Raw genomic sequence first — 25,540 nt, 5'->3', positions numbered from 1 at the left:
CGCGGTGCCGGCTCACACCTACGTGACGCGGTAGGCGGTGTAGCGCACCCGGTCGGCCTCGCGGATCGCCGACGCCACGAAGACGCACTGCTCCAGCACGGCCAGCGCGGGCACCGACGTCTCCAGTCGTACGCCCAGCCGGAAGTAGTACTCGGCCGGGTCGACCTCCTCGCCGCGCAGCAGCGCGTCGAGGACCTCCGGGCGTCCGCTGCGGACGCCGAACGTCCGGATGTAGACGTGACCGCCGTCCGCGGTGCGCGCCGAGTAGCGCGTGTCGATCTCGATCGCGCCGTCGGGGCGGACCACCTGCCAGTCGGCACCGCCGGGAAGGATGTCGGCCTCGAACAGGCCGGTGACCCGGCCGCCGACGATCGGCACGACGCGACGGTGGCCCGCGCGGGTCGTCCCGTGGTCCTCCAGCGCGCCGAGCCGGGCCTCCACCTCGAACGCGGCCTCCAGACCGGGAACCGGTAAGGCGCGCAACGGCCCCGGACCGGCGGGTCGGCGCGTACTCATGGGGTGTCCTTGGTCTGTGCGAGGGCGTCGCGCAGGCGTTCCAGCGCGGGCACCGCGGCGGCGAGGGCCGCCCGGTCCGCCGCGGGCAGGGTGGCCGCGGCGCGGGCGACCAGGTCTCCGCTCGCGAGGTCGAAGCGGTCGAACAGGTCGAGGGCCTTCGGGGTGGCGAGGACGTCGACGTGGCGGTGGTTGCCGGGACGGGGACGGCGCTCGACGAGACCCTTGCCCTCCATCGTGGTGAGCAGGTTGCTGACCGTCGAGCGGCTCAGGCGGAGCCGTTCGGCCAGCTCACCGGGACCGGAGACGGTGCCCCGGGGCAGGGCCCGCACGATCTCGATCTGCGCGTCCGGGATCTCCGGCAGGTGCTCGGCGGCCCGGGCGGCGGCGAGCAGCGTGCGGCGCAGCGGTGAGATCACCGACGCCAGTCGCGCGGCGTCCAGCTCGGTCGCTTCCGAGCCGGTCACGGCAGGACGCCCGAGAAGACCGTCGGCGTCAGGGAGGCCCGTTCGTTGAGGTCGGCGGGCAGGAAGCCGGCCGCCTTCTTGTACCCGGTGGCGATCTCGGTGAGCTCCTCCGGCGGAATGATGTCGTGGATGTGGTCGAACCCGTCCGGCGCGCGCTCGCGGGCGAGCACCATCACCTGTTCCGGGCCCTGCCGCCGGTTGCTCAACACGAGCGCTGTGGTCGCCGGACGCCGATCCGCCTCGTAGGCGCCGAGCGCCTGCCCGACCGTCGGCGCGGTGGCGAGGTGGAAGGCGAGGGTACGCGCGTCCAGGATCGCCTGCGACGCCCCGTTGGAGCCGTTCGGATACATCGGGTGCGCCGCGTCGCCGAGCAGCGTGGTGTTCCCGTGGGTCCACGTGTCGATCGGGTCGCGGTCCACCATGGGGTATTCGAGGATCTCGTCGGCGGCGGCCAGCAGTTCCGGCACGTCGAGCCACGGGAAACGCCAGCCCGCGAAGAGCGCGACGACCGGCGCGGGGTCGACCGCCCGGTTCCAGTCCGCGTTCGGCCCGGCGAAACCGGGCCCGCGCCGCTCCGCGACGACATTGATCAGGCCGGCGCCGATCGGGTACGCGACGAACTTCTGCTCCGCGTCCCCTGCCATGATCATGGTTCGCCCGTCCAGGAATCCGGGCGCCCGAGCGGTGCCCCGCCACAGTGTCAGCCCGTTCCAGATCGGCGGCCCCTCGCCGGGCTGATGGTGCCGGCGCAGCTCGGAGTGGATGCCGTCCGCTCCGACGATCAGGTCGCCCGCGACGCTCGCCTCCCCCGCTGCGGTCTCGAAGCGGGCGACGCCGTCCCGGACGCCGACGAGCCGGTGCCCGGTGCGCACCGCGTCGGCCCCCAGCCGTTCCCGCACGGCGGTGAGCAGTTCCATCTGGAACCGGCCGCGGTGCACGGAAAGCTGCGGCCAGCGATATCTGGCGTCCAGCCCGCGGGGTTCGCTCCAGATCTGCTGACCGTGCCGGTTGTAGTACGCCAATGTGCCGGGGGCGGCGCCGAGCCTTTCCACGCGTTCACCGAGACCCAATTCGGTCAGCTCTCGGACGGCGTGCGGAAGCAGATTGATCCCGACGCCGAGTGGGCGCAGCGCGGCGGCGCGCTCGTAGACGGCGATGTCCCGGAAGCCGGCCCGATGCAGGCTGAGCGCGGTGGTGAGGCCACCGATACCAGCGCCCACGATCACGATCGCCAAGTCGTCGCTCCCTCCGCCGCCGCACCACCAACCACACAGTTTGGTCACAAAATCGTCACGCGTCAAGACGTATTTACATCGAGGCCGACCACTCGTCCCGCATTGCGATTCGCCTTATCGGAATTCTTGACAATCAATCATCTCTGCATGACGCTGATCGACGCGGTCGGATGGTTCACCTCTCCTCGCCGGCCCTCACTCCTCCGGATGCACCAGCGCTTCGCACGGAAGGGCTCGTCCATGAAGAAGGTCACCGCCCTCGCTGTTCTCGCCGGCCTCACGATCGCCCTGACCGGCTGTACGGACTCCGACGCCACCGATCCGTCCCCCGGGGCGAGCGGCGACCTGCGGAAGGTCCGCGTGGCGGCGCTGCCGATCAGCGAGACCGCCGCGCTGTGGGGTGGCATCAAGGCGGGCATCTTCCGGGAGCAGGGGCTCGACGTGGAGGTGGTGCCCGCACAGGGCGGCGCACAGGCCATCCCGGCGCTGATCAACGGCGACATCGACTTCGCCATCGGTCAGCCGTTCGGCCCGTTCCGTGCCGACCTGCAGAACCTCGGTGTGGTGATCATCGGGAACTACGCGTCGTCCTATGCCGACGGTGACGACATCAACGCCGTGGTCGCGTCGGCGAAGTCCGGCATCACCCGGCCGGCCCAGCTCGCGGGGCGCAAGGTGTCGGTCAACAGCCTGGGCGCGGCCGGCGACGTCACGATCATGGCGGCGGTCGAGAAGGACGGCGGCGATCCCGCCAAGGTGAAGTTCGTCGAGGTGGCCTTCCCGGACGCGCCGGCCCAGCTCGCGGCCGGCAACATCGACGCCGCCTGGGTGACCGAGCCGTTCATCACCCAGATGCGCAAGCGCGGTGACGTTCTCGTTGTCGCCCCGTACCAGGCCACCGTGCCCGGGCTCACCACCCTGACGACGATCACGTCGAGCAAGCTGAGGGACTCCGACGCCGAGCTGGTCGCGGACTTCTCGGCGGCGATGAAGAAGACGCTCACCTGGGCCAAGGATCCGGCGAACGAGAAGGACCTCCGACAGGCCATCAAGGACAACCTCGAGCTTCCGGAGCCGGTGGCGGACTCGGTACGGCTCCCGGCGTTCGGGTGGGAGCTCGACCGGGCCGGCCTGGAGCAACTGGCGACGCTGGCCCAGAAGTACCGCGTCCTCGACCGGCGACCCGACTTCGACCGCCTCATCCAGCAGCAGTAGCCGGCCGATGCGCAAGATCCTGCTGGGCGCCGCCGGTCTGCTGGGGTTCCTCGTCGTCTGGCAACTGATCCCGACACTGGGGCTGGCCGACCCCCACGACCTGCCGTACGCGACGGACGTGTTCGGGTGGCTGTTCCAGGAGGTCCGCGACCTGGCGTTCTGGCGGCGGCTCCGGCTCACCATGACGTCCTGGGCGATCGGCCTGACACTGGCGACGCTCGCGGCCCTCGCGCTGGGGACCGTGGTCGGGATGGTGCCGTTCCTGCGTCGCGCGACGCACACGACAGTCGAGTTCCTGCGGCCGGTGCCGTCGGTCGCGCTGATCCCCCTCGCCGTGCTGATGTTCGGCCTGCAGATGCGCGCCGCGCTCGTCATCATCGTCTACGCGGCGTTCTGGCAGGTGTTCGTGCAGGTGATCTACGGCGTCGCCGACGTCGACACCGTCGCCCGGGACACCGCGCGGAGCTTCGGCCTCACCCGCGCCGAGCGGCTGCGCTACCTCGTCCTTCCGACCGCCCTGCCGTACCTGATGACCGGGCTGCGCCTCGGCGCGGCCGTCGCACTCATCCTGGCCGTCACCGCGGAGATGGTGATCGGCAACCCGGGCATCGGGCGCATGATCGAGCTGTCCCGCTCCTCCGGGGACGCCGTCGGCCTGTACGGCCTCGTCGTGGTCACCGGGGTCCTCGGCCTGCTGGTGAACGTCGTGTTCCGCTTCGTCGAACGCCGCTCGCTGGCCTGGCACCAGTCGGTGCTCGCCGACGAGGCGGCCCGGTGACCGCCCTCGGCGCGGGCCGGGCCCGTCCCCGCGACCTGGGCGTCCGGGTCGCCGAGAACGTGCTGTTCGCGGTCGGGCTTCCCGTCCTGGCCGTGGGGCTCTGGGCCGTCTGGTCCACCCGGTCGACGAACCGTTTCCTCGTCGGCCCCCGCGCCCTCCTCGACGCGTTCCGGCAGACCTGGATCGGCCCGGCGTTCGTCGACGACGTCCTGCCGAGCCTGTACCGGCTCCTGATCGGCCTGTTCGCGTCGGTCCTCCTCGGCGTCGCCGCCGGCGTCGTCATCGGCCGGCTCCGCCCGTTACGCGAGATCCTCGAACCACTGCTGGAGTTCTTCCGCGCGATTCCGCCACCGGTGCTGATTCCGGTCGCCATGCTGCTGCTCGGCATCACCGACACCATGAAGGTCGTCGTCATCGTGTCCGGCGCGATCTGGCCGATCCTGCTGAACACTATCGAGGGCGTCCGGGCGACCGACAGCGTGATGATGGAGACCGCGCACTCGTTCCGGATCTCCCGGTGGGACCGGCTGTGGCTGCTGATCCTCCCGGCGGCGAGTCCGCGCATCATGACCGGCGTACGGCAGGCGCTCTCGGTGGCCCTGATCCTCATGGTCATCTCGGAGATGTTCGCGTCGTCCGCCGGTCTCGGCTACCGGATCGCCTACTTCCAGCGGAACTACCTCATCGCCGAGATGTGGAGCGGCATCCTGCTGCTCGGCCTCATCGGCGTCTTCCTCGCCGTGGCCTTCGGTGTCGTCGAACGCCGCGTCCTGCGCTGGTACCACGGAATGAAGGAGGTCAACCGTGGCTGACGGGAGCCCCCTGCTGAGGGTCGAGCACCTGCGGAAGGTGTACGCGTCCGGCCGGGGCGAGGTCGAGGCGATCGGGGATCTCAGCTTCACGATGGATCCCGGCGAACTGCTCTGCATCGTCGGACCCTCGGGCTGCGGGAAGACCACGCTCCTGAAATGCCTGGCCGGGCTGCTCCGGCCCACCAGCGGCCTCGTCGAGATGGAGGGATCGCCGGTGACGGGCCCGAGCCCGGCGATGGCGGTGGTCTTCCAGGAGTACGGCCGCAGCCTGTATCCGTGGCTGACGGTCCGGGGCAACGTGGAGCTGCCGCTTCGCCACAAGAAGCTGTCCCGCGCCGAACGTGCCCGGGCGGTCGCCGACGCCCTCGACGCGGTCGGCCTGCCGCAGTCGGCGCGCAGCCATCCGTGGCAGCTCTCCGGCGGGATGCAGCAGCGGGTGGCGATCGCCCGCGCCATCGCGTACCAGCCGGACGTGCTGATCATGGACGAGCCGTTCGCCGCCGTGGACGCGCAGACCCGCGCGGACCTGGAGGACCTCGTCCGCGAACTGCACCTGACCCGTGGCATCTCCACCGTGTTCGTGACGCACGACATCGACGAGTCGGTGTATCTGGGCCAGCGCGTGCTCGTCCTGTCGAACGCACCGACCCGGGTGCAGGAGGACCTCGTGATCGACCTCCCGCGGGAGCGCGATCAGCTCACCACCCGGGCTCTGCCCCGGTTCACCGAACTGCGGACCCGCGTCTACGAGCAGATCCAGCGGGCCAAGCGCGGGCCGATCGCGGCGCCGCGGCCGGCGCCGTGACTGTGCCTCGCCGGTCCCGGCACAGGGTCACGTAGCCCACGCGTACGGGCGCGGGCCGGTGGTCCCGTCCTCGCGGGTCCATCGGCCATGCCCGCATCGATCGCCGCAGATCTATGTTCGGGGTGACGGACCGATGGAGGGCGGAAGCATGATCGGCACCCTGGTGGAGAACGGCCTCACGGCGCTGGCCCGCTACGACTCCTACGGCCAGGAACAGATCGACGAGATCGTGAAAAGGCGTCGGTGGCCGCGCTCGGCCGGCACGCCGAACTCGCGATGCTGGCGGTCGAGGAGACCGGCCGAGGCGTGTTCGAGGACAAGGCGGTGAAGAACATCTTCGCCTGCGAGCACGTCACCAACCACATGGCCGACATCCGTACCGTCGGCGTGATCGCGCAGGACGACATCACGGGCATCACCCAGATCGCCGAGCCGGTGGGCGTGGTGGCCGCGGTGACGCCCGTGACGAACCCGACCTCGACCACCATCTTCAAGGCGCTGCTGGCCCTCAAGACCCGCAACCCGGTGATTTTCGCCTTCCACCCGGCGGCGCAGCGCTGCAGCGCGGAGGCGGCCCGCACGGTCCGCGACGCCGCCGTCGCCGCCGGAGCGCCGGAGCACTGCATCCAGTGGATCGACGAGCCGTCGGTGGCCGCGACGAACGAGCTGATGCGGCATCCCGCGGTCTCGGTGGTCCTGGCGACCGGTGGCAACGCGATGGTGCGGGCCGCCTACTCCACCGGCAAACCGGCGCTCGGTGTCGGCGCCGGCAACGTCCCCGCGTACATCGAGGCGTCGGCCGACGTGGCCCGCGCCGTCAATGACGTGGTGCTGTCCAAGGCGTTCGACAACGGCATGATCTGCGCCTCCGAGCAGGCGGTCGTCATCGACGACGCGATCCGGCCGGCGGCCCTCGCCGAGTTCCGGCTACTGCACGCCCACATCGCGACGCCGGAGGAGAAGTCGCTGCTGGAGAAGCTGCTCTTCGGCTCCGGGAAGCTCAACCCGGACGTGGTCGGGCAGCCGGTGACGTGGATCGCCGAGCACGCCGGCTTCCCGGTCGCCCCGGACACCTCGATCATCCTGGTCCCGGTCGACCGGGTCGGCCCGACCGAGCCGCTGACCCGGGAGAAGCTCTGCCCGGTGCTCGCCCTGCTGCCCGCCACCGGTCACGACCAGGCCTTCGGGTACGCCGAGCAGATGGTCGAGTTCGACGGTCTGGGTCACAGCGCCGTCATCCACACGCGGGACGCCGACCTGGCCGAGGCGTACGGCCGCCGGGTCAAGGCCGTCCGGATCATCTGGAACGCACCGGCCTCCCAGGGCGGCATCGGCGACATGTACAACGCCTTCCTGCCGTCGCTGACGCTGGGCTGCGGAAGCTACGGCCACAACTCGGTGTCGCACAACGTCACTGCGGTCGACCTCATCAACATCAAGCGGGTGGCCCGGCGGACGAACAACCTGCAGTGGTTCAAGGTTCCGCCGAAGATCTACTTCGAGCCGAACGCGATCCGCTACCTCGCCGACATGCCCGACGTGCACCGGGTCACCGTGGTGACCGACCACACCATGACCAGACTGGGGTACGTGGACCGCGTGCTGTCCGTGCTGCACCGCCGCCGCGAGCAGGTGGCCCTGCAGATCATCGACGACGTCGAGCCGGAGCCCAGCGTGCGCACGGTCGACCGGGGCGCCGAGTCGATGCGCTCGTTCCGCCCGGACACCATCATCGCGCTCGGCGGGGGTTCGGCGATGGACGCCGCCAAGGTGATGTGGCTGTGCTACGAGCACCCCGAGGTGGTCTTCGCCGATCTGCGGGAGAAGTTCTTCGACATCCGCAAACGCGCCTTCAAGTTCCCCACCCTCGGCGCGCTGGCCCAGCTCGTCTGCATCCCGACCACCTCCGGCACCGGAGCCGAGGTCACCCCGTTCGCGGTCATCACCGACACCGCGTCCGGTAAGAAGTACCCGCTCGCCGACTACGCCCTCACGCCGAGCGTGGCGATCGTCGACCCGGTCCTGGCCGCCGACCTGCCGGCGGTGGTCACCGCGGACAGCGGCTTCGACGCGCTCACCCACGCGATCGAGTCGTACGTGTCCGTCTACGCCAACGACTTCACCGACGGCCTGGCTCTGCACGCCGTCCGGCTCATCTTCGGCAACCTCGCCCGGGCCGTCCACCAGGGCGCCGCGGACCCGGTGGCCCGCGAGAAGATGCACAACGCCGGGACGATTGCCGGCATGGCGTTCGGCAGCGCCTTCCTCGGCATCGTGCACGCCATGTCGCACACCCTGGGTGCCACCTTCCACGTCGCACACGGGCGCACCAACGCGATCCTGCTCCCGCACGTCATCAGGTACAACGGCACCGTGCCGGGCAAGCTCACGGGCTGGCCCAGGTACGAGACCTACCGGGCGCCGCAACGCTTCGCCGACATCGCCCGTACCCTCGGGCTCCCCGCCGCGACCGACGCCGAAGCGGTGGAAGCCCTGGCCACGGCGATCGAGCGCCTGCGCGACGAGGTCGGCATCGAGCCGTCGTTCGCGGCAGTCGGCGTGGACGAGCGGGCCTTCCTTGCCGCGCTGCCGCAACAGGCGCTGAACGCGTACGAGGACCAGTGCGCCCCGGCCAACCCCCGGATGCCGATGCTCGGCGACATGCAGGAGCTGATGCGCGCCGCGTACCACGGACCGGCGACCGCCGGCTGACGCGGCGGTGACCGCCGCTTCGTCCAGGAGGGAGAGGTCATGAACGGAACAGTGCTCCGACGGCCCAGGCGGTGGCTCACCTGGGGAGCCACGGCGGCCGAGGTGGACGCGACGCTGCCCGGTGACGAGTTCCTCGCCGATCCGGACATCGTCTCCACCCGCGCGGTCACCGTCGACGCGCCACCCGAGGCGGTCTGGCCCTGGCTCGTGCAGATGGGCAGCGGTCGCGGTGGCGCCTACACATACGACTGGATCGAGAACCTGTTCGGGCTCGACATGCACAGCGCCGACCGGATCCTGCCGCAGTTCCAGCAGCTCGCCGGCGGCGACGAACTACCGCTCGGCAGGAACGGGCCGGCCATGCGGGTCGAGATCCTCGACCCCCGCCGGACGCTGGTGTTCCGGTCCGCCGACGGCGCCTGGGTGTGGGGCTTCCACCTGCGACGGTACGGCGCGGGCACCCGGCTGATCAGCCGCAACCGGATCTCCCTGGCCGAGCGTCCGGGGCCGGGCCGGGCCGCGTATCGAATGGTGATGGAACCGGGCAGTCTGGTCATGGAGCGCCGGATGCTGCTGGGTATCAAGCAGCGCGCGGAACGAACGTCATGAATGTGCCCGGCAGTGCGCGGCGGTCGCCGGCGAGGGCCGAAGGTCCCGCGGCTTCCGGCCTGCGGCCCCCCGCGGCCGGGCGCCGCCGGGCCTAGGCTGGGTCCGGACAAGACGAGATCAGTGGAAGGAAGCACGGTGACCGCGGTCGAATCCGAACTCCGTACGCTCGCCGAACTCGACGACACCGAACTCGCCCGTCTGGACGCGTGGTGGCGGGCGAACAACTACCTGACCATCGGTCAGATCTACCTGCAGGGCAACCCGCTGCTGCGCGAGCCCTTGTCGGCTGAACACATCAAGCCGCGCCTGCTCGGCCACTGGGGAACGAGCCCCGGCCTGTCGCTGATCTACGCGCACGTCTCCCGGCTGATCCGGCACACCGGCCAGCAGGCGATCTACCTGGCCGGTCCGGGTCACGGCGGGCCGGCGCTGGTGGCCGCCGGCTACCTGGAGGGCACCTACAGCGAGATCTACCCGGACGTCAGCCAGGACGAGGCCGGGATGCTGCGCCTTTTCCGGCAGTTCTCCAGCCCTGGCGGTATCCCCTCGCACGTGTCGGTGACCACCCCGGGTTCCATTCACGAGGGCGGTGAGCTGGGCTACGTCCTGGTCCACGCGTTCGGCGCGGTCATGGACAACCCGGACCTGCTGGCCATCGCGGTGGTGGGCGACGGCGAGGCCGAGACCGGGCCCCTGGAAGGCTCCTGGAAGGGCGTGTCCTTCCTCAACCCAAAGCGCGACGGCGCGGTCCTGCCGATCCTGCACCTCAACGACGCCAAGATCTCCGGTCCCACCGTGCTGGGGCGCAAGGACCCCGAGGAGGTACGCCACCTGCTGCGGGGCCACGGTTACGACGTCATCGAGGTCGAGGGCTCCGACCTGCCCGGCATGCACCACCGCTTCGCCGCCGCCCTGGCCACCGCCTGGACGAGGATCCGCGACATCCAGACCGCCGCCCGTGACGGCTCCTGGGACGGTACGCGTCCGACCTGGCCGCTGATCGTCCTGCGGTCGCCTAAGGGCTGGACCGGGCCGGACGCCGTCGACGGGGTCACCGTCACCGGGACGTGGCGCTCCCACCAGGTGCCGCTGTCCGGCGTCAAGGACAATCCGGAGCACCTCGCGCTGCTGGAGCGCTGGCTCAGGTCGTACCGTCCAGAGGAGCTGTTCGACTCCACCGGCGCGCCCGTGGCACTGGTCCGGGACCAAGCCCCCGACGGCGACCTGCGGATGAGCGCCAGCCCGCACGCGAACGGCGGGGTGCTCACCCGGGACCTGGACCTGCCGGACTTCCGTTCCTACGCGATCGAGGTGCCCCAGCCGGCGCAGCAGCGGGCCGAGTCGACGCGCAAGCTGGGCGAGATGATGCGCGACATCTACGCCCGGAACGCCGACCGGTTCCGGTTGTTCTGTCCGGACGAGACGAACAGCAACCGCCTCGGCGGCGTCTTCGACGTCTCCGACCGCGCCTTCATGGAGCGGGTGACGCCGGACGACGTCGCGGTCAGCCGCGACGGCCGGGTCATGGAGGTACTCAGCGAGCACAACTGCCACGGTTGGCTGGAGGGCTACAACCTGACCGGCCGGCACGGCATGTTCGCCACCTACGAGGCGTTCGCCATGGTCAGCGCCTCGCAGACCGTGCAGCACGGCAAGTGGCTGCAGGAGGCCAAGCACCTGCCGTGGCGCGCGAAGGTGCCGAGCCTCAACGTGCTGCTGACCTCGACGGCGTGGCGCAACGACCACAACGGCTTCTCCCACCAGGGCCCGGGCCTGATCCAGGTGGTGCTCACCCAGCGCGGCGACGTCGCCCGGGTCTACCTGCCGCCGGACGCCAACACCCTGCTGTCGGTGGCCGACCACTGCTTCCGGTCACGGTCGTACATCAACCTGATCGTCATCGACAAGCAGCCGCAGTTGCAGTACCTCTCCATGGACGAGGCGATCGAACACTGCGCCCGCGGCGCGGGGATCTGGGAGTGGGCCGGCACCGACGACGGCACCAGCGACCCCGACATCGTCCTCGCCTGTGCCGGTGACGTCGTCACCATGGAGACGGTCGCGGCGGCGCAGATCCTGCGCGACCGGCTGCCCGGTCTGAAGGTGCGCGTCGTCAACGTGGTCAACCTGATGACCCTGGTCCGGCCAAAGGACCACCCGCACGGCATGAGCGAGACCCTGTTCACCGAGCTGTTCACCGACGACGTCGACGTGGTCTTCTCCTTCCACGGCTACCCCGGCGCGATCCACCAGCTCGTACACGGCCGCCCGGACGCGGACCGGTTCCGCGTGCGCGGCTTCATCGAGCAGGGCACGACCACCACCCCGTTCGACATGACGGTGCGCAACAAGGCGTCGCGGTACCACCTCGTGATGGACGCCATCAACAACGCCAAGCGTCTGCCACGCGGTGCGGCGGACCTCAAGGCGTGGTGCCGCAGTCAGCTCGACCGCCACGAGGCGTACGTGGTGGAGCACCTGGAGGACATGCCCGAGGTCCGCGACTGGGCCCTCGGCGACTGGGCCGCACGCGGCTGAGTCCGATGCGGACGGTGGCGCCGACCGGCGCCACCGTCTCGTCCTTCGGACGAGTGGCCGCGGAGTGGCCGCACCGTCCGCGCAGGTCCGTCGTCAGAGGACGCGCGTACGGCGTGCCCCGGACGCAAGGCCCGCGATCGGGCCCACGGCGCCGTCCCGGTCCGGCTGCCGGAGCTCGCCCGTGAGGTCGACGTCCATGACGGCGGGGCTGCCGTCCGCCTCCTCGAAATCCGCGTCGGCGCACCGGACCCGCTCCAGGTCCCGGCCGGTGACCACACCGACACGTGCCTGGTCGAACGCCTCGGGAAGGTCGGTGACGAGCCAGACCGCGTCGCCCTCGACGACGACCGTCGCCGTCGCGGCGCCCAGCACCCGGGGCTCCCGCTCACCCTCGAACGGCCGGGCGCTTGCGGCGTAGGCGTTCGCGCGGGCGTACACCGGTTGTCGCACGTCGAGGTACTTCTGCTGGTCGCTGGGCGGCTGGTCGGCGAGGCGGGCCAGGTACTCCTCGAACGACGCGGGATGGCCGTCGTATCCGGCGGTGCCGGCCAGCGCCGGCCCCTCGCCCTCCGCGCCCGCTCCGTAGGCCCTGCCCGGGTCGCCGCCCACGAAGAGGTTCCCCACGTACCTGTCGTCGCCGCCGTAGATCACCGCGTACCCGGCGACCTGGGTGCTGTGCGGCCGGTGGTACGGCGTGGCGCGGTCCAGCACCGGCTCCAGCCGCACGGTGCCGCAGATCAGGTTGCAGACGAAGGCACCCCCCTGGCTGAACAGCTCCAGCGCGGCGGGCGAGCCGAAGATGTTGTGCTCGACCAGGTAGGGGCCGTGGCTGACCTCGACGAAGAGGTCCCGGCAGTTGTCGTGGTAGACGTTGCGGGAGAGCCGGGTGCCCTGGGCCTGCCAGTCCAGCCAGGTGCCGAGCGAGCAGTCGTGGATCCGGTTGTGCCTGATCACCACGTCGATGGCGGCGTGCAGCTTGATGCCGGCGATCTCGTACCCGTAGAACTCGCGCTTCACGCCGATGCGGTGGATGTGGTTGTCCTCGATCGTGGAGAACGCGCATCCGAGGTGCCCGACTATCGCGTTCTGGCCGCAGTCGTAGATCGTGTTGCGGCGGATCACGTGGGAGCCGACGTGCTCCCGGTCCCACCCGATCCGGCGGGCCGCGAAGACCGACTCCAACTGGTACTGGTAGCCCGGCTTGTCGCCGCGGAGAGCCGAGTGGTTCTGCCCGGTCGACCCCTCCTTCCCGATCGAGATCGCCGAGCACTTGGCGTCATGGATCACGTTGTCCTCGATCACCCACCCCTTCGCCCAGTTCGGCCCGATCAGGCCCGGCTGGTCGGCGGTCGGCGGCGCCCACGGGCTGGCCGCGTGCGCCAGCTCGAAGCCGCGGACGGTGATGTAGTCCAGGTGCGGCTGTTCCGGGTAGAAGACGCTGCGGCGTACGTTGATCTCCACCAGCTCCGTGTTCGGGTCGGCGCCCTGGAAGTTGGCCCAGATCGTCGTCCGCTCACCGACCTCGGCGTACCAGACGAGCCGGGTCTGGTCGGGGTCGCCGACCGGACGGGTCAGCCTGGTCCAGTCGTCGACGAGCTCGGTGCGCCGGGGCGGGTCGTCGACCTCCGCCCGGCTCGCCACCTCGAAGAAGCTCAGGCCGTTCAGATAGACGTCGCCGAGGTGCCTGCGTGGCGCGCCCTCGCGGTACACGATCCAGTCGCCGGCCACCTCCTGCGCGAACGGGTTGAACGAGCCGAACAGCGAGTTGTCGACGACCGCCCGCCATACCGTCCCGCCGAGCGGCTCCCAGCCCGTGACGCGTTCCGATCCCTTGATCACCACGTGCTCGCCGGGCGCCGGCTCGTAGGTGATGCGGCGGGAGTCGCTGAGACCGCCGTAGCGCGGCTTCACCCATTCGCGGTACTCCCCCGCGTGCACCACCACCGTGTCACCGGGCTGCGCGACGCCGGCCGCCCGGTTGATCGTCCGGAGGGGCCGCTCGGCACACCCGTCGGCGCGATCCGAACCGCTGGTCGCCACATGGAATACGGATGCCATCCGGGGAGCCTTCCTTGTCGGTTGATTGAGATACCTTCGGCGCAGCGGCCGGCGCGTCCGCGCCCGATCATGTCCACACCGGCAGGTCGATCGCGGACGGGTGGGCGCCGTCGTGGGAAATCTCCTGCTGCGCCCGTACCGTGGTGGTCGCCGTGGCGGCGGGCTCGCCGGTGCCGGGATTGCGCGCGTAGCGCGGATGCGCACCGGAGCTGACCTGCACAGCGATGCGGTGGCGGGCGGCGAAGCGGTGGAACGCCGGCCACAGCGGCACGTCCAGCTCGACGTAACCGTCGCCGTCGGGCCGCGGGTCGGTCGCCGCGGTGCCGACGCCGCCGATGCGGCGGATGCCGTCGCACACGGTCATCGAGCGGCCGTCGGGGTGCACGTCGCAGATCCGGATGAACACGTCCGCGCTGGCTGCCGTCGAGCGGAACCGGACCCGGGCGACCGGCTCCCCGGCGAGGACGACGGCGTGGTCCAGCGGCGGACTGCGGAAGACGACCACGTCCGTACGGCGTTCGTGGCCGCTGTTGTCGACCGGCCCGGGGGCCGGGCCCAGGCCGGGGCCACCGAGTGCGGGTGTGGGCCGGTCCGGGTCGTAGGTGTAGCGGGTGCTGCCCCCGCCGGGGGCGGCCGGGTCGAGCAGCCCGTCCGGATGCAGGTACCACCGCTGCGCGGCGGTACTCGGCGGCCACGCGGGCAGGTCGCGCCACTGCTCCGCGCCGGTGAGGAAGGCGCGCACGGGCGCCGGCCGGACCGAGGGCGCGCCGGCGAGGTGTTCCTTGAGGAACGCGACCGACTCGGCGAGGAACGGGCTCTGCTCGCTGCTGTGGCCCCACGGGCCGATGGTGAGCCGCGGCGGGCGACCGGCGGCGGCCAGCTGGGCGTAGTTGCGCAACTGCCAGGGCAGGAAGATGTCGTACCAGCCGGTGGACATGTACACGGGTGCGGTGACGTCGGGCACCGACGCGGTGTGCGACTGCCCGGTCCAGTAGTCGTCGGTGAGCCTCTCGTGGGCCAGCCAGTCCTGGTACCAGCTGATCGGGTGGCCCGCCACGGCCGTGTCACCGTGGGACAGGGGCAGGACGTCGAAGGCTTCGGCCAGCTTCCGGTCCGGCCGCCGCGCGAGCCGCGCCCGGACCAGGGCGCCGCGCATGCCCCGCAGGGCCATCAGGCGCGACCAGCCCAGCGAGCCGCCCAGCGAGAAGGCGCCGTTGTTCCAGGTGACCGCGCCGAAGTCGGCCATCGTGACGTTCAGGCACAGGGCATCGGGGGCGTTCCCGGGGTCGTCCCGGCACATCCGTCCCGCCACGGCCCACTGGGTGTAGCCGAGGTAGCTCTCCCCGTACGTCGCGACGGTGCCGGTGAACCAGGGCTGGCGGCGTACCCACCGGTGGGTGGCCATGCCGTCGCGCTGCTCGTCGAGCTGCGGCCGGAAGTCGCCACCGGAGCCGCCCGTACCGCGGCAGCTCTGCACCAGCACCGTGAACCCCTCGCCGGCCAGCGCCGGCGCGTGCGTGAGTGAGCCGTGCCGGCCGTACGGCGAGCGGACGACGATCGTGGGCAACGGCGGTTCCACCACGCCGGCCGGCAGGTAGAGGTCGGCGACCAGCTCGACGCCGTCGTCCATCGGTACGCGCAGCCCGCGCCGCACGGTGAAGGCGTACGGAGGCTCCGTGGCCGCGTGGCGACGGGCGCGGCGGAGCCGCCCGGACAGTCGGCGGCGCAGGCTCCTCATCACCTCATCCTCGGTTCCGGCGGTGATCAGGCATACGACCGGCTTGCCCGACGCGGTTCGCGACATCGACACTCATGCCGTGCCTGTACGAGAAGGAGCGGAAATGGAACCGGAGCCCGCGTACGGCGAGTCCCTCAGCTACCGCAACCCGATCCTCCCGGGCTTCTGGCCCGATCCGAGCATCTGCCGCGCCGGTGACGACTACTACCTCGTGTGCTCGAGCTTCGAGTACTCCCCCGGTGTCCCGATCTTCCACAGTCGTGACCTGATCGGCTGGCGCCAGATCGGCAACGTGCTCGACCGCCCTGGTCAACTCCGGCTGCCCGCCGACACGCTTGCCTCGCGGGGCGTCTACGCGCCGACGATCCGCTACCACGACGACCGGTTCTGGGTCGTCACGACGAACGTCACGCTCGACCGGCACCTGATCGTCACGGCGACCGATCCCGCCGGCCCGTGGTCGGATCCGGTCTATCTGGACCTCCCCCACGTGGACCCGTCGCTGGCGTGGGACGACGACGGCAACTGCTGGATGACGGTGTCCGGGGTCGAGTCGTACCGGATCGACCCGCGTACGGGAGAGGTCTTCGAAGGGCCGGTGCCGATGTGGTCGGGAACGGGTGGCCAGTACCCCGAGGCGCCGCATCTGTACCGGGTCGGCGACTGGTGGTACCTGCTCGTCTCGGAGGGCGGCACCCACACCGGCCACGCGGTGAGCGTCGCCCGCGCGCGCTCGCCGCGTGGGCCGTTCCAGCCCGGGCCGGCAAATCCGATCCTGACGCATCGCGGCACCGACCGGCCGGTGCAGGCGACCGGACACGCCGACATGGTCGAGGCCACCGACGGCACCTGGTGGATGGTCCTGCTGGGCATCCGCCCCAGGGGGCAGTGGCCGCCGTACCACGTCCTGGGGCGGGAGACGTTCCTGGTGCCGGTGCGCTGGGTGGACGGGTGGCCGGTGGTCGATCCCGTCTCGTGCGGGTCCGGCTCGGCGGGGACGGGCCGGTGGGACGACCGGGACGACTTCGACGACGAGCGGCTGGGGGCACAGTGGATCTCTCCCCGTGACCGGCCCGCATCCGCCTGGTCGCTGACCGATCGGCCGGGCTGGCTGACCCTGCACGCGACCGGCGACAGCCTCGACCGCAGTGGCGCCACCGTCGTCGGCCGCCGCCAGCAGCACCACGACTGCCGGGTCAGCGCACGCGTCGATCCCGGCTCCGGCCGCGCCGGCCTGACGATCAGGATCGACGAGGCCCACCACTACGACCTGGAACTCGCGCGGGGGCAGGCTCGGGTCATCGGCCGGGTCGGGCCGTTCCGCCAGGTGTTCGGGGAGTGTCCCGTGCCGGCGGGGGCGGTGACAGTGGCACTGAGCACCCGGACAACCGACGTGCTGCCCCCGACCGTCACCTCGTCCGACGATCTCGCACAGGCGGGCCTCGTGGGCGTCACGGCTGCCGGCAGCGACACGATCCGGTTCGAGGTCGAGACCGGCGACGGCTGGTCGTCCCTGGCGGAGCTCGACGGACGCTACCTGTCCACCGAGGTCGCCTCCGGGTTCACCGGCCGGGTCATCGGCATGTACGTCACCGAGGGAACCGCCGCATTCGACTGGTTCGACTACCGGCCGGCCGGATGACAGACCGGCACGGGACCTCACCCCTTGAACGCGCCTTCCATGATTCCCTGCACCAGGCGGCGTCCGACGAAGACGAACAACACCAGCAGCGGAATGGTGGCCAGGAAGGAACCGGACATCGCCAGGCCCAGGTCGATGTCCCGGTTCTGCTGCAGCGCCTTGATGGCGATCTGGACGGTGTAGTTCTCCGGTGACTTCAGGACGATGAACGGCCACAGGAAGTCGTTCCACGCGTAGACGAACGTGAACAGCCCCAGCACGTACGCCGCCGGGCGGACCAGCGGGAAGGCTATCCGCCAGAAGATCTGCCAGGTGGTGGCGCCGTCCACCCGCGCGGCCTGCATCAGCTCGTCGTCGATGGTGCTGCCGATGTGCTGGCGCATCCAGAAGATGCCGAACGCGCTCACCAGCCCGGGAACGATCACCGCCTGAAGGGTGTCCACCCAGTCCAACTGGGAGATGATCAGGTACTGCGGTACCACTGCCAGCTGCGCCGGCACCGTCATGGTCAGCACGACGATGAGGAACAGCGTGTTGCGGCCCGGGAAGGACAGCTTGGCGAAGGCGAAGCCGGCCAACGCGCAGAGCACCGCCTGGCCCACGGCGATCGTGCCGGCGACGATCAGGCTGTTGAGCAGGGACTGCACGAACGGCACGATGGTGAAGACCAGCTCCGCCAGGTGCAGGAAGTTGCCACCGGGTGTGAGGGTCGGGGGAAGGGTCGTCGCGGTGGCGGAGTCCGTCGTCGCCACCACGAACATCCAGTAGAGCGGGAAGACGCTGGCGAGCGCCATCAGGGTGAGCAGGGCGTACACCGGGATCGGGACGCGGTTGGCCTGGCGCCGCCGGGCCCGCCTGGGCGCGGCGGTCGGGGGTACGGGCTTCATGGGCGCTCCGAACGGATGCGGGTGGCCAGCAGATAGTTGAGTCCGGAGAAGGCCACCACGATGACGAAGAGCGCGACGCCGACCGCCGCCCCGTAGCCGAAGTGGAACTGCCCGAAGGACTGCTCGTAGAGGTAGAGGGTGACGGTCTGGCACTGCCGTGCCGCCCCGCACGTGAGTCCGCCCACCGGGTTGACCAGCAGCGGCTCGGTGAAGACCTGCAGCCCGCCGATGGTCGACGTCACGACGGTGAACGCGATGATCGGCCGCAACGAGGGGATGCTGATGTGCAGGAACTGTTTCCAGCCGTTCGCGCCGTCGGCGGCGGCGGCCTCGTACAGTTCCCGGGGCACCGCCTGCAGCGCGGCGAGGTACAGCAGTGTGTTGTATCCGGTCCAGCGCCAGGCGATCATCGTGGCGATCATGATGTGGCTGCCCCACAGCGACGCCGTGAAGTCGATGTGCTCGAAGCCGAGCAGCCCGAGAAACCAGTTGATCATGCCGTAGTCACGGTCGAACATCTGGGCGAAGACGATGGTCGTGGCCGCCACCGAGGTGACGTAGGGAACGAGCACCGACATCCGGAACAACGCGGCCAGCCGCAGCCGCGCGTGGTTGAGCAGGTGCGCCAGGCCGAGCGCCAGGAGCAACTGCGGCACTGTCGAGAGCACCCAGATGCTGAACGTGTTCCGCAGCGCGCCCCAGAAGCGCGGGTCGTCCAGCAGCTCGGAGAAGTTGTCCAGCCCCACGAAACGGTGCTCGCCGATGGGATCCCAGTCGAACAGCGAGATGTAGAAGGTGAACAGCAGCGGAAAGAGGCCGAAGATCAGGAACAGCACGAAGAACGGCGAGATGTACGCGTACGGCGCCAGGAACTCCCGTACGCCCTGCTGGATCCGCCGGTTGCGAGCGGGCCTGCGGACGTCCGGTGGGACCGGGGCCGGGCCGAGCATGGTGGTCAAAGCGTCACCCTCCCGATGGGCGGCGGCCGGGCTCGTCCCGGCCGCCGCACTCAGCCCTCCGTCATTCGCGTACGGCGTTCTTGACGTTTGTCAGCGCGGTGTCCCAGGCGTTGGCCGGGTTGACCTTGCCCTGCTCGACGCTGGTGAGCGTGTTGAGGAACTCGGTGCCGATGGGGCCGTCCTGCGGACCGAAGTAGAAGGGCTTGATCCCCAGCACCGACTGGGTGTAGATCTTGCCGATCGGCGCGTTGCTGAAGAACGGGTCGGTCTTCCCCACCAGCTGCGGGTCCGTGTAGACCGACGGGGTGGTGGGCAGCGACCCCTGCATCAGGAAGTGGTCCAGCTGGCCCTTCGGCGACTGCATCTCGGAGATGTAGTTCCACGCCGCCTTCGCGTTCTTGGCGCGCTTGGGGATGGCGAGGAAGCTGCCACCCCAGTTCCCCGAGCCACCGGGAATGGTGGCGATGTCCCACTTGCCGTTCGTCTCGGGGGCGTTCGTCTTCATCTGGCTGAGCATCCAGGACGGTGAGCACACCACCGCGTAGTCGCCCTTCTTCATCGCCGCGGTCCAGCCGGACGAGAACGACCCCTGCTTGGCGGAGATGCCCGCGTCGAAAGCCTTCAGCGTCACGTCGAACGCCGCCTTGACCTGCTCGTTGTCGTAGTCGAGCTTGCGGTCGGCGCTGTAGTAGCGCTGGCTGCCCTGGTTCACCGCCTGGAAGAAGACGCTGGTCGGCGTGTTGTCCACGAACGGCTTCCCGGTCTTCTGGACGTACTGCTTACCGACGTTGATGAACTCGTCCCACGTCGGCCAGAGCTTGGCGACCTCGTCCCGGTCGGTGGGCAGGCCAGCCGCCTTGAACAGATCGGTACGGTAGGCCACCGCCAGACCGCCGACGTCGGTCGGCACACCGATGATCTTGCCGTCCTTGGTCGTCGACTGCGCCATCACCCAGTCGAGGTAGTTGCCCTTGATGTCGTTCGCGCCCAGTGTGGTGAGGTCGACGAAGTTGTCCGGGGACTGCATGAACTTCGGCAGGTCGTCGGCCTGGATCAACACCAGGTCGGGCACCTTGCCGCCGGCCAGCGCGGCGGTGAGCGCCTGCGCGGTCTCGGTCGTGCTGCCCACCTCGGTGAGCTTGACGCGCACATCGGGGTGCGCCTTGGTGTAGACGTCGACGTCGGCCTTCTGGTTGATGTTGGCGAACGACCAGAACTCGAAGGTCTTCGAGTCGGATTCGCCGTCTGATCCCCCACAACCGGCAAGGAGGAGCGCGGCGGCGGCGATGACTGCTGTGGCGGTGGTCCGGACGCGTTTCAACGGCCCTCCAGCGGTGTGATCGTGAGCAGCGGTGGCGGGGTGGCGGGTTCTCACCGGCGCGGGCGCGCAGGCAGAATCCGGCGAGTGGCCTCACCGACCGGTCAGTCGTTGTCCCGCCGACGGTGAGCTCGTCGCCTCCGAAACTTATCGAGATATTTACATGCCATGATTTTGTGCGCTGAGGCTACTAACTGCCCCGCCATCCGTCAATGACCTCGCTGCCAGCAGGAGCGCCGGACGGCAGGGTGGATTTCCGACCGGACGAGTGCCGAAAGTTTCGGAGCAGATGGCGTGACTCTGCCGGAAGGAGCCACCGGCTGCTCTCTCGTCCGCGCCCGGACAGCGGCCTGACTCCGGTCGCCGCGGCGCGTTTCGGGCTGACCTGCTCGGCGGCCGCGCCGTCCTGAGCGGCGCCCCGGCGGACACATCGATGCCTGTCAGCACTTTCGGTGGATCTTCTCGTAGGTGTCGGGGCCGACGTTCCCAGACGGGTGTGCCGTCGCGAGGGTTGTAAAAGCCTTCGATACAGGAGAAGACCTCCATCTCCAGTTCGCGACGGGATGGCCATGCCCGGGTGTGGACCAGTTCGGCCTTGAGGGTGGCGAAGCGGCATGAGAGCGTGCTCGGTCTTGAGTCGGGCTCCCCGCCGTCAGGTAACTCTGTCGCCGTGTCGTGCCGGCTCCGCCGACAATGCTCACCGTACGGCGATACGACGAGAGTCGAAGGATGTTGCTGGAGTGGGTCGACGGTTGGGCGGACACGAATGGCCGGTGATGGTCAGTACCGTCCACCTCGGCCGCCATCGGTACCGGGTCATGCGGCCGGCAAGGCCGCCGGGGTTCGCCGGTCTGTACGAGGGCCGTCTTGGAGCCCAGTTCTGCCTCGACAAGGAAACAGCGATGCTGTTCGCTCTGGCGTGGGGGCTGGCTGCCCGGTCGCCGCACACGATCATCTATCTTCCCCTACGTCGCGCGACACTTCCCCACCATCACAGTTGGGGGCGCCCGCTCGACCTGGTGTTGCTGCATCACCGCCTCGCGTTCCCGCCGTCGCGGTGGAAGCAGGTCCGTTCCCGGTTGGGGACCGGTCGGCCACACACCGTCGTCCTACCCGGTCAGGCGTGGCCGGCGCGGTCGATCGATGATCACCGGCGAGTCCGGCATCAAGAGTTCCGCGATCATCTGCGGTGGGACATCGCCGCCGACACGTTGGTGCTCACCGGCAGCCGCGAAGCGTTCGAGTTGGAAGCCGACCAGGTCCGCGCCTTGGCCGAGGAGTGCCCCGCCCATCGCGCTCGCGTCCCCGGCACGCACTGCTGCGCCGAGATCGGCATGGGCAGAACGCGCCGCCACCCCGACCGACGCCGGCCGTACGCCGAACTGCATGCCGAATACTCACGGTAATGCCGAGGTCCGGCAGCGGCAGGCCACGGCAAGGAACTCGCGGCAGATCCGTGCATCCGATCTTGACCCCTCAACGACTCGTGCTGCATTTCGCCGGTGCCGCCGGGACCATCTCGGCTTGCACCAGCGTCTCGTTGCCGCGGCAGCACATCACCGCGTAGGCCGCAGCGCCGTGAACGCCAACGGTAGCGGCCGAGAAAGGCGGAACTGCGGCTCGCAGAAACGCGTTGGTCGGCCGGCCGGCACGGCGCTGGAAGCGGGGGCAGGAGAGGCAGTCATACATTACCGTGCGTAACCAGCGGTGATGAACGCCAGCACGCCAGTCGTAGCGGCGGAAGCGGATGGCACCGCAACGAGCAAAGGCGCGCTGCCCTCAGCACGTCCTTGACCTCAACCAAGCTTCAGCTTGAACACTGGCCGGGACGCCGTCTCATGCAAGGGGTGCTACACATGCGCGCAATCCAGGTGGCCGTGTTCGGTGGCCCGGAGGTGCTGCGTCCCGCGGAACTGCCCGACCCGGTACCCGGACCCGGCCAGGTCGTCGTCGGTATGGCTGCGGTAGACGTCATTCTCCTCGACACCCTGCTGCGCAGCGGCTGGGGCCAGGACTTCTTCCCGCGGACGTTGCCGTACGTGCCGGGTGGCGGAGGAGCGGGCACGGTGGTGGAGACCGGCGAAGGGGTGAACCGGGCATGGATCGGCCGCCGTGTGGTCGTACGGACCAGCACCGGTTACGCCGAACGGATCGTCGCGGACGTCGAGGAGACCATGCCGGTGCCCGACGGACTGGCCATCGAGGTGGCGGCCGCGCTGGTGCACGACGGCGTGACCGCGCTCAGCCTGGACCGGCTGGGCAGGCCGGAGAAGGGAGAATGGGTGCTGGTCTCAGCGGCTGCCGGTGGAGCCGGCTCGCTGCTGGTGCAGTTGGCCGTCGATGCCGGCGCCCGGGTGGTCGCCGCCGCATCCAGCGACGTCAAACTGGCACTGGCCCGCGAGCTGGGCGCGGAGGCTGCCGTCGATTACACGCGGTCGGACTGGATCCGCCGGGTGCGGCAGGCGACCGGTGGCGGTGCGGCGTTGGTCTACGACGGGGCGGGTGGCCCGCTCGGCACGGCCGCCTTGGGCGCGGTGGCCGACGGCGGCCGGTTCGTCACCTACGGCACCGCCGACGGGTTCGCCGCACCGGACCCAGAGTCGGCCGCGCGCCGCGGTATACGGGTGCTCGCTCCGCTACTGGACGGTCCCCCGAACCAGGAAACCGTGCGCGAGCTGCTGGGCCGTGCACTGGAACGTGCTGCGGAGGGACGGCTACGGCCGGCGATCGGCGCCGCCTACCCGCTGGAGCAGGCCGCTGATGCCCACCGTGCACTTGCCGCCCGCACAACGGTGGGCAAGTCACTGTTGTTGGTCGGCGGCCGAACGGCCAGCTGACTTGTCGTCGTCGGCACCGGGCCGGGCACCGTCGCGGCGCCGACGCCGGCTCCCCGCTGCCGAACAGGCGTACGACGGTCAGCGCGACAGCATCCGGCGGACCCGGCCGCCCACCGCCTGCTTGACCTGCTCGCGCAGTGGCTGCGCGCGGTGTGCCTTGAGTTTCTGCTGCAGCGTCCGGTTCTCGTCGCGCAGCCACTGCATGCGCGCCAGCAGTTCGTCGGTGGTGTAGGCGGAGGCCGGCCGGACCGCCTCCGGGTAGGCGGTTTGGCGGACCTGCATGTCGAAGCGGGCGGCGCTGTCCCCGTCGGCGAACGAAAGGCCGAGGTCGTGCTTGGCGAGGAACGCGGTGATCCGCGCGAAACGCTCCTTGTGGCCCTCGTTCAGGGCCGTGTAGTCGGCCTCCTCGTAGAGTTGGGCGGCATCGACGTCGGCCGGTGCGTCGCGCATCAACCGGTGCGGGATGTCGAAGTAGCGGGCCAGTTCCAGGGTGCGCGAGTCGTGTGCGAGGAGATACCCGGGAGTGCCGGAGACCAGCGCCGTGATGGTGCCGTGGATCCGGGTGCCGAAGGCGAAGTCGAAGCCGGAGAGATACTCCATCCACGGCCACGGGTCCACGAACATCCGCACCTTGTCCTCGACGAAGAGCGGGTGTGAGGTGTGGATCGGCATGTCGTCGGTCTTGCCGCGCAAATTCGGTGCGTCGCCGTAGAGCAGGGTGCCGAGGGTGTACAGGCCCTGCGCCAGGTAGCGCAGGTTCGGGTAGCGCTCGTGGTGGTGGCGGACGATCGGGGCCAACGCGCGGACGTATGGCGAGATGACGAACGCGAGCCGATCCTCGGTGCCCAGGGTCGCCTTCGCCTTCTCGACCCGGAAGCTGTCGCCGTGCAGGAACATCGACGGGCAGCCGATCTGCTCGACGGCGGAGAAACCCAGCGTACGCAGGTAGGTCTCGCTGATCTCGCCGCGTACGCCGATGCTGTGCGATCGGTCCAGCACCGCCCGGCAGAACGCCTTCACCGGCTCGTCGATCGGGCGCAGGTACTCCAGGTCGCCGTCCACGTCGGTCTGCGCTCCGACCCCCAGCACCACCACCGGGATCTTGAGCCGCTCGATCAGCCGGGTCATCGACATCAGCCGGTTCGCGTAGTCGTGGCGAAAGGCGTTGGCCAGCGGGATCACAAAGACGTCGTACTTCTCGTTGATCTCGTCGGCATCGCGCGGGTCCGCCCGGAACCGCGACGGGGTGATCTCCGCCGCCGAGGTGGCCAGAAGCTTGTGCGCGGCGTGGCTGAAGACCAGGTTACCGCTGTTCTTGCCGATCCAGTCCCGTTCGTAGGTCTCCTCGGCGGTGACGACGTCGAACGGGCCCTTGCGGGCTCGCAGCAGGATCCGCTGGTGCATCCGGGGTGTCCACCCTTCGTCCCGGACGCCACGGCGCCCGGCGAGGCCGAAGCGGCGCGATCGGCCGAGCACGACCCCGTTCCGTGCAGGAGCCGAAATCCTACCGTCTCCACGCCGGTCCGGATCCCACTGACCGGCCGTCCCGTCGGCCCGAAGGTGGGCGGAGTACGCGGACCTGGCCGTGGTCGGGCAGCAGCACAGGAAGACTCGCAGTTCGGAATCGATATGGACCAGATAGTCAGATGACACCGTGCGTCACCAGCGGTAATGAACACCGGCCCGCCCGGAGCGGCAGATGAGAATCGGATACTCTGTGCCGGCAGGGCTGGCAGGCGATGCCCCTGACCGTGAGCGCAGCTTCCTCCGACACGTCACACGCTCGGGCTCGACCGGTCCGTGCACTGCTCGACTCGAGAGGCACGCCTATGTCCGGCACGACCGACCCCGTCACGTACCTCATCGTGGACGGGGAGAACATCGATGCCACTCTCGGCAACAGTGTTCTGGAACGCCGGCCGGCCCCTGCGGAGCGACCCCGGTGGGAGCGTCTGCGGGACTTCGCGCGGGACACGTGGCAGCAGCCGGTGAAGGCGCTGTTCTTCCTCAACGCCTCGGGCGGCGGTCTGCCGATGCCCTTCGTCCGGGCCCTCCTGAGCATGGAATACCGGCCTATTCCGCTCGCTGGATCATCGGATCAGAAGGTAGTGGACATCGGCATCCAGCGGACGTTGGAGGCCATCGCCCGGCGCCCGGGCAATGTGATGCTCGCCAGCCACGACGGCGACTTCCTGCCGCAGGTCGACGAGCTCCTACGAAGTGATCATCAGGTCGCGGTCGTCGGGTTCAAGGAGTTTCTCAACGCCGGCTTCGCCGATCTGCCGGGCCTGCATGTATTCGACATCGAGGAGGATGCGGGCTGCTTCACCAACGTCCTTCCTCGGGTTCGCATCATCGACCTCGAAAACTTCGACCCTGAGCGCTTCTTGTAAGCAGGGCAGCGTCCACGGACCGGC

Annotated in this window: 20 protein-coding genes; 11 read left to right on the top strand and 9 right to left on the bottom strand. The window is 69.8% G+C overall.

What is annotated here, in order from left to right; all coding sequences use genetic code 11:
• Window positions 1-18: 18 nt before the first annotated feature.
• Genes GA0070562_RS21025 through GA0070562_RS21015 form a run of 3 tightly spaced genes read right to left on the bottom strand, consistent with a single transcriptional unit; the run spans window position 19 to window position 2,206 of the window.
• Window positions 19-516 carry a DUF3237 domain-containing protein gene (locus GA0070562_RS21025; RefSeq protein ID WP_091424950.1) on the bottom strand — a complete coding sequence of 166 codons (498 nt, stop codon included), beginning with the start codon at window positions 514-516 and terminating at the stop codon, window positions 19-21.
• Entirely contained in the window at window positions 513-980 is a 468-nt protein-coding gene (locus GA0070562_RS21020) for a MarR family winged helix-turn-helix transcriptional regulator (RefSeq protein ID WP_091424947.1), read from the bottom strand. Before GA0070562_RS21020 ends, GA0070562_RS21025 begins: the two co-directional genes overlap by 4 nt.
• On the bottom strand, window positions 977-2,206 hold the full coding sequence (locus tag GA0070562_RS21015; protein ID WP_254663850.1) for a flavin-dependent oxidoreductase: 1,230 nt from the start codon (window positions 2,204-2,206) through the stop codon (window positions 977-979). The genes GA0070562_RS21020 and GA0070562_RS21015 overlap by 4 nt, the downstream gene beginning before the upstream one ends.
• Before the next feature lie 156 nt (window positions 2,207-2,362).
• On the opposite strand from GA0070562_RS21015, the gene GA0070562_RS21010 reads away from it, so the two are divergent.
• From GA0070562_RS21010 to GA0070562_RS20980, 7 genes are all read left to right on the top strand, one after another.
• Window positions 2,363-3,430: an ABC transporter substrate-binding protein gene (locus GA0070562_RS21010; RefSeq protein ID WP_225853185.1), complete on the top strand. Its 1,068-nt coding sequence runs from the start codon at window positions 2,363-2,365 to the stop codon at window positions 3,428-3,430.
• Between the two features lie 7 nt (window positions 3,431-3,437).
• A complete protein-coding gene (locus tag GA0070562_RS21005; RefSeq protein ID WP_091424942.1) occupies window positions 3,438-4,208 on the top strand; it encodes an ABC transporter permease in 771 nt (256 codons plus the stop codon).
• Window positions 4,205-5,020, top strand: coding sequence for an ABC transporter permease (locus GA0070562_RS21000; RefSeq protein ID WP_091424940.1), 816 nt, complete (start codon window positions 4,205-4,207; stop codon window positions 5,018-5,020). The genes GA0070562_RS21005 and GA0070562_RS21000 overlap by 4 nt, the downstream gene beginning before the upstream one ends.
• A complete protein-coding gene (locus GA0070562_RS20995; RefSeq protein WP_091424938.1) occupies window positions 5,013-5,825 on the top strand; it encodes an ABC transporter ATP-binding protein in 813 nt (270 codons plus the stop codon). Before GA0070562_RS21000 ends, GA0070562_RS20995 begins: the two co-directional genes overlap by 8 nt.
• Window positions 5,826-6,068: 243 nt before the next feature.
• Window positions 6,069-8,537, top strand: a complete 2,469-nt coding sequence (gene adhE, locus GA0070562_RS20990; protein WP_254663841.1) for a bifunctional acetaldehyde-CoA/alcohol dehydrogenase — start codon at window positions 6,069-6,071, stop codon at window positions 8,535-8,537.
• Window positions 8,538-8,576: 39 nt separating this feature from the next.
• The gene (locus GA0070562_RS20985; protein ID WP_091424936.1) at window positions 8,577-9,146 is read left to right on the top strand and encodes a hypothetical protein; all 570 of its coding nucleotides are present in this window, start codon (window positions 8,577-8,579) and stop codon (window positions 9,144-9,146) included.
• 135 nt (window positions 9,147-9,281) lie between these two features.
• Window positions 9,282-11,684 carry a phosphoketolase family protein gene (locus tag GA0070562_RS20980; protein WP_254663840.1) on the top strand — a complete coding sequence of 801 codons (2,403 nt, stop codon included), beginning with the start codon at window positions 9,282-9,284 and terminating at the stop codon, window positions 11,682-11,684.
• Between the two features lie 93 nt (window positions 11,685-11,777).
• Here the strand turns inward: GA0070562_RS20980 and GA0070562_RS20975 are convergent, their stop codons facing one another.
• Together GA0070562_RS20975 and GA0070562_RS20970 are read right to left on the bottom strand one after the other, a co-directional pair.
• The gene (locus tag GA0070562_RS20975; RefSeq protein ID WP_091424931.1) at window positions 11,778-13,742 is read right to left on the bottom strand and encodes a right-handed parallel beta-helix repeat-containing protein; all 1,965 of its coding nucleotides are present in this window, start codon (window positions 13,740-13,742) and stop codon (window positions 11,778-11,780) included.
• Window positions 13,743-13,809: 67 nt separating this feature from the next.
• Window positions 13,810-15,480, bottom strand: coding sequence for a CocE/NonD family hydrolase (locus GA0070562_RS20970; RefSeq protein WP_175438816.1), 1,671 nt, complete (start codon window positions 15,478-15,480; stop codon window positions 13,810-13,812).
• A gap of 103 nt (window positions 15,481-15,583) precedes the next feature.
• Here GA0070562_RS20970 and GA0070562_RS20965 point away from each other — a divergent pair, with 103 nt between their 5' ends.
• Window positions 15,584-17,122 carry a glycoside hydrolase family 43 protein gene (locus GA0070562_RS20965; RefSeq protein ID WP_091424926.1) on the top strand — a complete coding sequence of 513 codons (1,539 nt, stop codon included), beginning with the start codon at window positions 15,584-15,586 and terminating at the stop codon, window positions 17,120-17,122.
• Between the two features lie 17 nt (window positions 17,123-17,139).
• Here the strand turns inward: GA0070562_RS20965 and GA0070562_RS20960 are convergent, their stop codons facing one another.
• From GA0070562_RS20960 to GA0070562_RS20950, 3 genes are all read right to left on the bottom strand, one after another.
• Window positions 17,140-18,009 (bottom strand): carbohydrate ABC transporter permease, encoded by an 870-nt coding sequence (locus GA0070562_RS20960; protein WP_091424924.1) that lies wholly within the window; start codon window positions 18,007-18,009, stop codon window positions 17,140-17,142.
• The gene (locus tag GA0070562_RS20955; protein WP_091425301.1) at window positions 18,006-18,959 is read right to left on the bottom strand and encodes a carbohydrate ABC transporter permease; all 954 of its coding nucleotides are present in this window, start codon (window positions 18,957-18,959) and stop codon (window positions 18,006-18,008) included. The genes GA0070562_RS20960 and GA0070562_RS20955 overlap by 4 nt, the downstream gene beginning before the upstream one ends.
• A 70-nt stretch (window positions 18,960-19,029) precedes the next feature.
• Complete coding sequence (locus GA0070562_RS20950) at window positions 19,030-20,289, bottom strand: ABC transporter substrate-binding protein (RefSeq protein WP_091424922.1); 1,260 nt, start codon at window positions 20,287-20,289, stop codon at window positions 19,030-19,032.
• 770 nt (window positions 20,290-21,059) lie between these two features.
• Here GA0070562_RS20950 and GA0070562_RS20945 point away from each other — a divergent pair.
• Both GA0070562_RS20945 and GA0070562_RS20940 read left to right on the top strand, forming a co-directional pair.
• Window positions 21,060-21,692: a hypothetical protein gene (locus tag GA0070562_RS20945; protein ID WP_217493435.1), complete on the top strand. Its 633-nt coding sequence runs from the start codon at window positions 21,060-21,062 to the stop codon at window positions 21,690-21,692.
• A 450-nt stretch (window positions 21,693-22,142) separates the two neighbouring features.
• On the top strand, window positions 22,143-23,123 hold the full coding sequence (locus GA0070562_RS20940; protein WP_091424920.1) for a zinc-binding dehydrogenase: 981 nt from the start codon (window positions 22,143-22,145) through the stop codon (window positions 23,121-23,123).
• 78 nt (window positions 23,124-23,201) lie between these two features.
• Here the strand turns inward: GA0070562_RS20940 and GA0070562_RS20935 are convergent, their stop codons facing one another.
• The gene (locus GA0070562_RS20935; protein WP_091424918.1) at window positions 23,202-24,527 is read right to left on the bottom strand and encodes a polysaccharide pyruvyl transferase family protein; all 1,326 of its coding nucleotides are present in this window, start codon (window positions 24,525-24,527) and stop codon (window positions 23,202-23,204) included.
• Between the two features lie 425 nt (window positions 24,528-24,952).
• Between GA0070562_RS20935 and GA0070562_RS20930 the strand changes: the two genes are divergently transcribed.
• Window positions 24,953-25,516 carry an NYN domain-containing protein gene (locus tag GA0070562_RS20930; RefSeq protein WP_091424916.1) on the top strand — a complete coding sequence of 188 codons (564 nt, stop codon included), beginning with the start codon at window positions 24,953-24,955 and terminating at the stop codon, window positions 25,514-25,516.
• Window positions 25,517-25,540 lie beyond the last annotated feature (24 nt).

Origin of the sequence: Micromonospora tulbaghiae (assembly GCF_900091605.1) — a bacterium.
In the GTDB taxonomy this organism is placed as follows: domain Bacteria; phylum Actinomycetota; class Actinomycetes; order Mycobacteriales; family Micromonosporaceae; genus Micromonospora; species Micromonospora tulbaghiae.
The sequence above is the reverse complement of the archived record's forward strand: the minus strand, read 5'-3'. Positions and strand labels throughout refer to the sequence as shown.

Excerpts from the sequence above, each read along its gene's own strand:
- GA0070562_RS21025 (WP_091424950.1), bottom strand. The coding sequence starts at position 516 with ATGAGTACGCGCCGACCCGCCGGTCCGGGGCCGTTGCGCGCCTTACCG.
- GA0070562_RS21010 (WP_225853185.1), top strand. The coding sequence starts at position 2,363 with ATGACGCTGATCGACGCGGTCGGATGGTTCACCTCTCCTCGCCGGCCC.
- GA0070562_RS21005 (WP_091424942.1), top strand. The coding sequence starts at position 3,438 with ATGCGCAAGATCCTGCTGGGCGCCGCCGGTCTGCTGGGGTTCCTCGTC.
- GA0070562_RS20985 (WP_091424936.1), top strand. The coding sequence starts at position 8,577 with ATGAACGGAACAGTGCTCCGACGGCCCAGGCGGTGGCTCACCTGGGGA.
- GA0070562_RS20975 (WP_091424931.1), bottom strand. The coding sequence starts at position 13,742 with ATGGCATCCGTATTCCATGTGGCGACCAGCGGTTCGGATCGCGCCGAC.
- GA0070562_RS20970 (WP_175438816.1), bottom strand. The coding sequence starts at position 15,480 with ATGAGGAGCCTGCGCCGCCGACTGTCCGGGCGGCTCCGCCGCGCCCGT.
- GA0070562_RS20965 (WP_091424926.1), top strand. The coding sequence starts at position 15,584 with ATGGAACCGGAGCCCGCGTACGGCGAGTCCCTCAGCTACCGCAACCCG.
- GA0070562_RS20960 (WP_091424924.1), bottom strand. The coding sequence starts at position 18,009 with ATGAAGCCCGTACCCCCGACCGCCGCGCCCAGGCGGGCCCGGCGGCGC.
- GA0070562_RS20955 (WP_091425301.1), bottom strand. The coding sequence starts at position 18,959 with ATGCTCGGCCCGGCCCCGGTCCCACCGGACGTCCGCAGGCCCGCTCGC.
- GA0070562_RS20940 (WP_091424920.1), top strand. The coding sequence starts at position 22,143 with ATGCGCGCAATCCAGGTGGCCGTGTTCGGTGGCCCGGAGGTGCTGCGT.
- GA0070562_RS20935 (WP_091424918.1), bottom strand. The coding sequence starts at position 24,527 with ATGCACCAGCGGATCCTGCTGCGAGCCCGCAAGGGCCCGTTCGACGTC.
- GA0070562_RS20930 (WP_091424916.1), top strand. The coding sequence starts at position 24,953 with ATGTCCGGCACGACCGACCCCGTCACGTACCTCATCGTGGACGGGGAG.